The sequence below is a fragment of the Lutispora sp. genome (assembly GCF_041687175.1).
Classification (GTDB): Bacteria; Bacillota; Clostridia; order Lutisporales; family Lutisporaceae; genus Lutispora.
Genome location: NZ_JAWLCK010000100.1, coordinates 1 through 9,482, shown reverse-complemented (window position 1 = coordinate 9,482; position 9,482 = coordinate 1). Strand labels below are relative to the sequence as shown.

General features: G+C 36.0%; 9 protein-coding genes. All 9 read left to right on the top strand.

The window, feature by feature from the left end; all coding sequences use genetic code 11:
• Positions 1-277, top strand: a 277-nt coding sequence (locus tag ACESM9_RS12230) for a division/cell wall cluster transcriptional repressor MraZ (protein WP_372998977.1), incomplete at its 5' end; no start/stop codon positions are given.
• A 17-nt stretch (positions 278-294) separates the two neighbouring features.
• On the top strand, positions 295-1,239 hold the full coding sequence (gene rsmH / locus ACESM9_RS12225; protein WP_372998974.1) for a 16S rRNA (cytosine(1402)-N(4))-methyltransferase RsmH: 945 nt from the start codon (positions 295-297) through the stop codon (positions 1,237-1,239).
• A 17-nt stretch (positions 1,240-1,256) separates the two neighbouring features.
• On the top strand, positions 1,257-1,751 hold the full coding sequence (locus tag ACESM9_RS12220; RefSeq protein WP_372998971.1) for a hypothetical protein: 495 nt from the start codon (positions 1,257-1,259) through the stop codon (positions 1,749-1,751).
• 30 nt (positions 1,752-1,781) lie between these two features.
• Complete coding sequence (locus ACESM9_RS12215) at positions 1,782-3,755, top strand: stage V sporulation protein D (RefSeq protein WP_372998983.1); 1,974 nt, start codon at positions 1,782-1,784, stop codon at positions 3,753-3,755.
• A gap of 172 nt (positions 3,756-3,927) precedes the next feature.
• Entirely contained in the window at positions 3,928-5,385 is a 1,458-nt protein-coding gene (locus ACESM9_RS12210) for a UDP-N-acetylmuramoyl-L-alanyl-D-glutamate--2,6-diaminopimelate ligase (RefSeq protein ID WP_372998968.1), read from the top strand.
• A 10-nt stretch (positions 5,386-5,395) separates the two neighbouring features.
• Positions 5,396-6,778 carry a UDP-N-acetylmuramoyl-tripeptide--D-alanyl-D-alanine ligase gene (locus ACESM9_RS12205; protein ID WP_372998980.1) on the top strand — a complete coding sequence of 461 codons (1,383 nt, stop codon included), beginning with the start codon at positions 5,396-5,398 and terminating at the stop codon, positions 6,776-6,778.
• The gene (gene mraY / locus ACESM9_RS12200) at positions 6,771-7,748 is read left to right on the top strand and encodes a phospho-N-acetylmuramoyl-pentapeptide-transferase (RefSeq protein ID WP_372998965.1); all 978 of its coding nucleotides are present in this window, start codon (positions 6,771-6,773) and stop codon (positions 7,746-7,748) included. Before ACESM9_RS12205 ends, mraY begins: the two co-directional genes overlap by 8 nt.
• A gap of 19 nt (positions 7,749-7,767) precedes the next feature.
• Positions 7,768-9,132 carry a UDP-N-acetylmuramoyl-L-alanine--D-glutamate ligase gene (murD, locus tag ACESM9_RS12195; protein WP_372998962.1) on the top strand — a complete coding sequence of 455 codons (1,365 nt, stop codon included), beginning with the start codon at positions 7,768-7,770 and terminating at the stop codon, positions 9,130-9,132.
• Positions 9,132-9,482: FtsW/RodA/SpoVE family cell cycle protein (locus ACESM9_RS12190; RefSeq protein WP_372998959.1), on the top strand; the 351-nt coding region annotated here is incomplete at its 3' end. The genes murD and ACESM9_RS12190, both read left to right, overlap by 1 nt.

Below are 9,482 nucleotides of genomic sequence, written 5' to 3'. Positions count from 1 at the left end.
GAATAAATTGAAGTCTCTGCCTATGACAAATAAGGATGCAAGAGCTTTTGTAAGATTTTTCTTTGCAGGTGCCACTGAATGCGAAATAGATAAGCAAGGCAGAATACTGATACCTTCTAACTTAAAGGAATTTGCCAGAATTGATAAGGATGTCGTCATTATCGGAGTGTCAACAAGACTGGAAATATGGAGTGTTGATGAATGGAATAAATTCAATAATGATGCAAATATTAGCTATGAAGATGTGGCTGAAAAAATGTCTCAGCTAGGAATATAGAGATAGAAGGTGGTTATTTGGATTTTGTTCATGTTCCGGTTTTGTTAGATGAATGCATAGAAGGACTGAATATTAAAAGTGGCGGTATTTATATTGACGGTACCATAGGTGGTGCTGGCCATTCAATTGAAATTGCAAAGCTTATGGGACCCCATGGTATTTTGGTAGGTATTGATCAGGATATAAATGCTATAAATGCTGCAAGAGAAAGATTAAAAAATTATGGAGATAGTGTAAAACTTGTAAATGATAATTTTAAGAATATGAAATCTATTGTTCATAGTTTAGGAATTGATAAAGTTGACGGAATACTACTGGACCTTGGAGTATCATCTCATCAGTTAGATGAGGGAGAAAGAGGATTCAGCTACATGAAAGATGCGACTTTGGATATGAGAATGGATAGAAAAAATCCTATAACAGCAGAAACAATAGTTAATGAATGGTCAGAGGAGGAAATCCACAATATCATAAAGCAATATGGAGAAGAACGATGGGCTAAAAGAATAGCTGAGTTTATAATCAGGGAAAGACAAATGCAAAGGATTACCAGCACCCAACAACTGGTAGACATAATAAAAAGTGCTATCCCTGCTCCGGCTAGAAGGGAAGGACCCCATCCAGCCAAGAGAACATTTCAAGCTCTAAGGATAGCAGTTAATGATGAGCTTGGTATACTTGAAAAAACAATTAAGGACGGAGTAGGTTTGCTAAAGCCTGAAGGCAGATTATGTATAATAACATTTCATTCCTTAGAGGATAGAATTGTCAAAACCATGTTCAATAAACTTGAGAAGCCATGTACCTGTCCGCCAAGGATTCCTCAGTGTATATGTGGGCAGGTGCCTTTGATAAAAATAATATCAAGAAAACCTATAACTGCGAGCTCTAAAGAATTGGAAGAAAATCCAAGAGCAAGAAGCGCTAAATTGAGGGTGGCTGAAAGACTAGTTCTAAAGTAAAATAAGGGGGAATAAAAATGGTAGTAGCAGATAATAGAGCGTATGATTACAGCAGAGAAAATTATTTATATGATGAACCCCTTTTTGTCGAGGATAAAAAAACTAAAGTTAAAAAGGCAAAGAAAGCGAAGCAAAATGTTCGTGTTCTACCCATTATACTGGTATTCTCTTTGAGCATTATCATGATATCACGATATGCCTATATTGCTGAAATTAACTTTAATATTAATAAGCTGGAAAAAGAATACAAAGAAATAATTAAGCAAAATCAGGAGCTAAGTGTAAGCTTGATGAGCACTATAAACTTGCAAACCTTAGAGAAGATAGCTTTAGAAGAATTAAATATGCAATATCCCGAGCCTGACCAGATAATATATGTATCAGCGGCAAAGCCTGTTGCAGAAAGTATTAATTATGATAATGCTTATTATTCAAAAGAGGATGTTGAGGAGAATAAATATATATCCAAAGCAAAACTCCTTATAAGCAATTTTATTAGTTTATTGGATTAAGTTTCCCTAGGGGGTGCTAGCTTGGCAGGAGTGGCAAAAAAGATTAAGAGAAGAGTACTGTTTCTTTTAGGTTCCTTTACTCTATTATTTTTTCTGCTGGCAATCAGGTTGTTTCATATACAAATAGTAGATGGTGCAGAATATCAGCAAAAAGCCTTGGAACAATGGACAAGAGATGTACCGGTTCCATCAAAAAGAGGTGTGATATACGATAGAAATGGGAAGGAGCTGGCAACAAATGCTCCTGCCTATGAGATATATGTAAGACCTGTGGAAGTTACAGATAAAGAAGGCGTAGCTCAGATACTTTCAGAGGTTCTCCAAATGGATAGAGAGGATTTATTGAAGAAAGTATCTGCTAATAAAGATACAGTAATTGTAAAGAGAAAAGTAGATTCTGATACGGTGAAGATCCTTAGAGAAAAGAATATTAAGGGTCTAATTTTTGTTGATGATAGTAAAAGATTTTATCCCCAGAGCAATTTTGCTTCTTATATATTGGGCTTCACAAATTATGACAATCAAGGTCAGGATGGAGTAGAAGCAACTTTTGAGAAGTATTTGAATGGATTCCCAGGAAGGGATATTAAGATGACTGATGCACAAGGAAGAGAACTTCCTGAAAGCGATAGAAAGTACTATGAACCTCAGGATGGATTAAATCTTATACTAACTATAGATGAAGTTATTCAGCATTTTGCTGAAAAAGCAGTGGAAAATGCTCTTGCGGAGACAAATGCAAAGAGAGTAACTGCCATTGTAATGGAACCTAAGACCGGAGATGTACTTGCTATGGCAATAAAGCCTGATTATGACAATAACAACCCAAGAGAGGTTCCAGAGGATTTATTAGATCAATGGGATTCCATGTCATCTAACGAGCAGTACAATGCTTTGTTTAAAATATGGAGAAACCCAGCTATTTCAGATACCTATGAGCCAGGTTCCACATTTAAAGCCATCACAGCAGCAGCTGGTTTGGAGGAAGGTGTAGTAAAGCCGGATGATAGATTCTATTGTTCTGGCTCTGTTTTGGTAGCAGGTAGGAGATTGAAATGCTGGAGAAGCTATAATCCCCATGGAAGTCAAAGCTTTGTAGAGGGGGTCCAGCACTCTTGCAATCCTGTTTTTATAGAAGTTGCTCAGCGCTTAGGCAAGGAAAAACTCTATAAATATATCCAAGGCTTTGGCTTTGGCTCGCCCACCAATATAAAACTTCTTGGAGAAGCATCAGGTATAGTGAGAAATATAAATTTAATAGGGCCTGTTGAATTGGCTAATATTTCATTTGGTCAGGGTATCAGCGTTACTCCTATTCAGCTAATTACCGCTGTGTCAGCAATTGTCAATGATGGATACCTTATGGAACCAAGAATAGCTAAGAAGCTTGTAGATAGTGAAGGAAATACAATACATGAATTCCAGCCCAGAATGGTAAGACAGGTTATTTCCAAGGAAACCTCTGCGACTATGAGACAAATACTGGAATCGGTTGTTAATGATGGTTCAGGAAGTGGGGCTTATGTTCCCGGATATAAGGTTGGCGGTAAGACAGGAACAGCCCAAAAAGCTGAAGGTGGCAGATATGTGCCGGGAAAATATGTATCTTCCTTTGTCGGCTTTGCTCCTGCTAATGATCCCAGAGTTGCTGTGCTTGTGGTTATAGATGAACCCAGCGGAGGAAGCTATTATGGTGGTGTTATTGCAACACCTGTAGTAAAGAGCATTATATCTGATACATTGAGATATCTGGATGTGAAGCCCCAGTATACTGAAGAAGAAGCAAAGCAGTTAATGAAAGAGAAGGTTATCGTGCCTGAAGTAAGAAATATGAAGCTAAAGGATGCAATAAAAGCTTTAGCGGAAAATAAATTAAAATACAGATTGGAAGAAGAACAGGGAGAACCCAGTGAAGACTCTCTGGTTCTAGATCAAACTCCAAGGGCTAATGCAAAGGTTAACGAAGGTTCTGTAGTAATATTATATGCAAAACCAAAAGAGTAAGAGGATAGTAAGTATAATAATATGGTATAAGGCAACGGGGTTAAAGAGGTTCTTTAATTCCAGTTGCCTTTTTACAGATACTAAAGCATAATAATAGAGGAAAAGATCAATAATGTATAATAATTACATATATATTCCAGTATTTTAAAACAATAGTTATGAGGTGAGATGATTGAAACTATCCGAACTTATGGAGAATATAAACATTTTGAGGTACCATGGAGATTTAGATAGAGAGATAGAGGGTATAACATATGATTCAAGGCAGGTATCAAAGAACTATCTTTTTATATGTATAAAAGGCAGTCATTCTGATGGGCATAGTTATATAGACCAGGCAATAGAAAAAGGTGCTGTTGCCATACTTGTGGACAAAGACATAGAAAAAGATGGTGTAACCATTATACAAGTTGAAAACTCAAGGGTTGCTATGCCTATGATTGGTGCCAATTTTTATGGAAATCCCAGTGATAAATTAAAGCTTATTGGTGTTACCGGTACCAATGGTAAAACTACTACAACATATTTGATCAAATCTATACTACAACAAGCAGAAAAGAAAGCCGGTCTCATAGGAACCATATCTATAGATATCGGAAATATAAAAATTGAATCTACTAGAACAACTCCAGAGTCAGTAGATTTACAAAGGATTTTTCATGATATGATTGCTAACGATGCAGAGTATGGAGTAATGGAGGTTTCATCCCATTCATTGGAGTTTGGCCGTGTTGATCAATGTATTTTTCAGATAGGTGTATTTACAAATCTTACTCAGGATCATCTGGATTTTCACAAGAACTTTGAGAATTATAGAAAAGCTAAGGAAAAACTGTTCTATAAAACAAAAAAGGCAAATATTATCAATAATGATGACGAACATGGTAGAATAATATGCGGTTATATTAGAGATTTAGATGTGCCTATAATTACATATGGCATAGATAACAAAGCAGATATTATGGCAGAGGATATTAAGATAGATGATAGAGGCATAGAGTTTAAACTGGTCACTCCTGATTATGAAACAGTCATCAGGAGCAGTATCCCTGGAAAATTTAGCGTGTACAATTGTCTTGCTGCAGCTAGTGTTGCTTATGTAGAAGGCATTGACAAAGAAACTATATCCAAGGGAATAGAAAATTTGAAGTTTGTACCGGGTAGGTCTGAAGTACTTTCTTTAGATAAACCATATAGAATAATTATCGACTATGCTCATGCACCAGATGGATTGGAAAACATTTTAAACGCTATAAGACATTATGCAAAGGGAAGAATTATAACAGTTTTCGGCTGTGGAGGAGACAGAGACAAGGCTAAGAGGCCAATTATGGGAAAGATTGCAGGGAAATTATCGGATTATGTGATTGTTACTTCCGATAATCCCAGAACTGAAGATCCCTATGAAATAATCGCTCAGATAGAAGAAGGCATCAAGACAACATCTTGTGACTATATATGTATAGAGAACAGAAAAAATGCCATAAGACATGCTATGATGATAGCTGAGGCTTCAGACATTATTTTACTTGCAGGTAAAGGCCATGAAACCTATCAGGTATTGAAGGATAAAGTCATCGACTTTGATGAAAGAGTAGTAGTGAAAGAGCTTATCGAGGAGGGTATATAGTGTGGAACCTATGAATATTCTAGAAATTGCCAATGCATTAGACGGTAAGCTTGTAAACTATAAAGATAACATTGTAATAAAAGGTATAAGCACAGACAGTAGAAAAATAAAAAAAGGTGATTTGTTTATACCTATTAAGGGTTTGAATTTTGATGGTCATGATTTTATTGGGAAGGCAATAGATTTGGGTGCTTCAGCTTCATTATCTCAATATGATCTAAATACATCAGATTTTACCTATATCATAGTAGAAGATACTCAAATTGCATTAATGAGGTTAGCTCAATACTATAGATCAAAATTCAGCATACCTGCGGTGGCTGTTACTGGTAGTTCAGGTAAAACCACCACTAAAGAAATGATCGCTTCAGTATTAGGTGAGAGCTTCAATGTGCTAAAAAACCAAGGCAACCTGAATAATACAATAGGATTGCCTATTACTGTATTTGGATTAGAAAGACATCATGATATATGTGTATTTGAAATGGGTATGAATCATTCAGGAGAAATAGAAAGTCTGGCAGCCATTGTAAAACCGGATATTGCCGTTATTACAAATGTGGGGACCGCTCATATTGAATTCTTAGGGTCAAGGGAAAATATTTTGAAAGCAAAAAAAGAGATTTTTAAATTTTTCACCCATGACAACAAAGCAATATTAAACGGTGACGATGATATGCTTTCTACCATTTCCAGTTCAAGGTTCCAAATAATTAGATACGGCATAAATGAAAAAAACGATTTGTATGTACAGAATATAAAACAGCGTGGAGATGAGGGCATGGAATTTTCCCTGCTTTTAAATGATAATATGGAGAACTTTTTCGTTCCATTGATAGGAATTCATAATGTGTATAATGCACTTTGTGCTATCGCAGTTGGATTGGCAATGAATATGGAAGTGGAAAGAATAAAAAGAGGATTAGCTAAGTTTGTCCCTGGAAAGATGAGAATGGAAATTTTTGATACAGAAGATGGAATAAGAGTTATAAATGATTCCTATAACGCAAATCCGGATTCCACATCAGCAGCTATAGAAGTACTGAAGGATATGCCCTGTAAAGGTAGAAGAATATTGATATTAGGGGATATGCTGGAACTGGGAGATTATTCAGAAGCTGGGCATAGAAAAGTTGGTGAAAAGGCAGCAGAGTCAAAAATTGATATAATAATCTCCATTGGTGAAAAAGCCAAGGATATCTCTAAAGGGGCTCTAGACAAAGGAATGAGGGAGGAGCAGATCTATCATTTCATGGACAACAAAACTGCAATATCAAAATTACCATCAATATTGTTACCTGGGGATACTGTTTTAATAAAGGGTTCAAGAATTATGAAACTGGAGGAGTTGGCAGATTCCCTTAGAGAGAGGAGCTTTACGAAGGATGAATAATTTTTTTGTAAATGAGTATAAAATGTTTATTATTTGCATAATATCTTCTTTTGTACTTGCGTTGATTGCAGGTCCAGTCTTGATACCAATACTAAAAAGACTGAAGTTTGGTCAAAATGTGAGAGATGATGGGCCTCAAAGCCATTTAAAGAAAGCAGGCATACCTACCATCGGTGGGTTAATATTCATAATTCCTGCAGTAATAGTATCTTTATCATTCTCAAAGGATAAAGATATGTTATTGGTTCTTATTACAACTTTGTTATATGGTGCAATAGGCTTTGTTGATGACTATATAAAAATCGTTAAGAAAAGGTCATTAGGTTTAAAAGCTTGGCAGAAGATATTTGCACAGGTAGCAGCTGCGTTGTTTCTTGGTTATATAGCAGGTGGTACCAGTCAGACAGGCACAGAGATATTAGTACCTTTTTTAGGCAGGTTTATAGATCTTGGAATTTTTTACATACCTTTTATAGTATTTATTATTGTAGGTACGGTGAACAGTGTAAACTTAACTGATGGACTAGATGGCCTTGCCGGGGGAATCACGGTTGTTGTATTAGGTTTTTTTGCTGTAGTAGCTTTGACTATGAGAAACTTAGGAGTGTTGGTATTTTCAGGCGCCTTCATAGGTGCCATATTGGGCTTTTTAAGATTTAACTCACATCCGGCTCAGGTATTCATGGGCGATACTGGTGCTTTAGCTTTAGGTGGAGCGGTGGCATCATTGGCAGTAATCATGAAACTACCTTTATTTTTGGCTATTGTAGGTGCTATCTATGTGGCTGAAGCATTATCTGATATTATTCAGGTTATTCATTTTAAAAGAACAGGCAAAAGGGTATTTAAAATGGCTCCCCTACACCATCACTTTGAATTGTCAGGTTGGGCTGAATCAAAGGTAGTATCTGTGTTTATAATTATTGAAATTATTTTATGCTTAATAGGCATTTTAGCTTTTAATTTATAGGAAAGGTTGGTCATTTACTATGGATATAAATAATAAGAATGTTTTGGTGTTAGGTGCTGCCATAACAGGAATACCTACTGCCTTAGAGCTTTATAACTTAGGGTGTAATGTAGTGCTCAACGATTATAAACCATTATCTGAATTAGAGGAGTATATACATGAACTGGATAATTTGTCTATTGAAATAATTACTGGGGGACATCCATTAGAGTTGGCAGGAAACTGTGACTTTATTGTAATAAGTCCCGGTGTTCCAACAGATATCCCTCTTGTAGAAGAAGCTAAAAAACTGGGCAGAGAAGTAATAAGTGAAATAGAGCTAGGATATAGAATGACCAAAACACCTATTGCTGCAATTACAGGTACGAATGGCAAGACTACCACAACTGCGCTATTAGGCGCCATTGTCAATGATAGTGGAAGAAAAGCATTTATTACAGGTAATATTGGAAATCCAATGATAACAGAAGTAAAGAATGCAAAAGCAGAAGATTTATTTGTTCTAGAAGTAAGCAGTTTCCAATTGGAGACAACTACATATTTTAAACCTAAAGTCAGCGCAATATTGAATATAACTCCAGACCATTTGAATAGGCATAAGACAATAGAAAACTATATAGCTGCAAAAGCTAAAATCTTCGCTAATCAAGAACAGGAGGACTACACCATATTGAATTGGGATGATTCAGAAACAAGGAGATTGGCTTCTCAGACAAAAAGTAAGACACTATTTTTCAGCAGGAAAGAGGTTTTACCTGAGGGTGCTTTTGTAGAAGATGGATGTTTGACAATATCACTTAATGGCAAAAAGGAAAGAATAATAGATATAAAGGATATATATATACCTGGAAAACATAATTTAGAAAACGCTTTGGCAGCTTCATTAATGGCATACTGCCTGGATGTAGAGCCATGTGTGATTCAGAAAGTACTAAAGGAATTTAAAGGTGTAGAGCATAGGATTGAATATGTATGTGAAATAGATGGAGTAATATATTACAATGACTCTAAAGGTACCAACCCAGATTCTTCAATTAAAGCTCTTGATACTATGACCAGACCAACTGTTTTAATAGCAGGGGGTATGGATAAGGGATCAAGCTTTGAGGAGTTTGCTTCCTATTTCAGTGAAAAAGTGAAGGCCTTGGTTTTGCTTGGAGAAACAAAGGATAAGATAGAGGATGCAGCTCGCAGAGCAGGTTTTTATAATATATATAAAGTATCTGATTTGGAAGAAGCAGTGGCAAAAAGCAAAGAATTAGCTTCTCCAGGGGACTGTGTGCTCCTTTCACCTGCTTGTGCAAGCTGGGATATGTTTAAAAATTATGAGGTAAGAGGCAACTTATTTAAGGATCTAGTAAGGAGATTAAGGGGGGCTGATTGATGCCTGGGAGGAATAAAGGTAATATTGACTTTACTTTATTGGTAACGGTTTTTATTTTATTAGCTATAGGCATTACTATGGTATTTAGTGCTAGTGCAGCATCTTCTTATTTAAAATATAATGATAGTTACTTATATCTGAAAAGCCAGGGGTTATATGCCATTATAAGTATAATTGCTATGTTTATACTGAGCAAGCTGGACTATAAGATATTAGGAAGATATGCACTGCTTTTTGTTATTGTCAGCTTTATATTATTGATTGCCATATTTATACCCGGACTAGGCTATGGGGCTAAAGGTGCTATGAGATGGATTAAGATAGGACCAATGACAATGCAGCCATCGGAA

Excerpts from the sequence above, each read along its gene's own strand:
- ACESM9_RS12220 (WP_372998971.1), top strand. The coding sequence starts at position 1,257 with ATGGTAGTAGCAGATAATAGAGCGTATGATTACAGCAGAGAAAATTAT.
- ACESM9_RS12205 (WP_372998980.1), top strand. The coding sequence starts at position 5,396 with ATGAATATTCTAGAAATTGCCAATGCATTAGACGGTAAGCTTGTAAAC.
- mraY (WP_372998965.1), top strand. The coding sequence starts at position 6,771 with ATGAATAATTTTTTTGTAAATGAGTATAAAATGTTTATTATTTGCATA.
- murD (WP_372998962.1), top strand. The coding sequence starts at position 7,768 with ATGGATATAAATAATAAGAATGTTTTGGTGTTAGGTGCTGCCATAACA.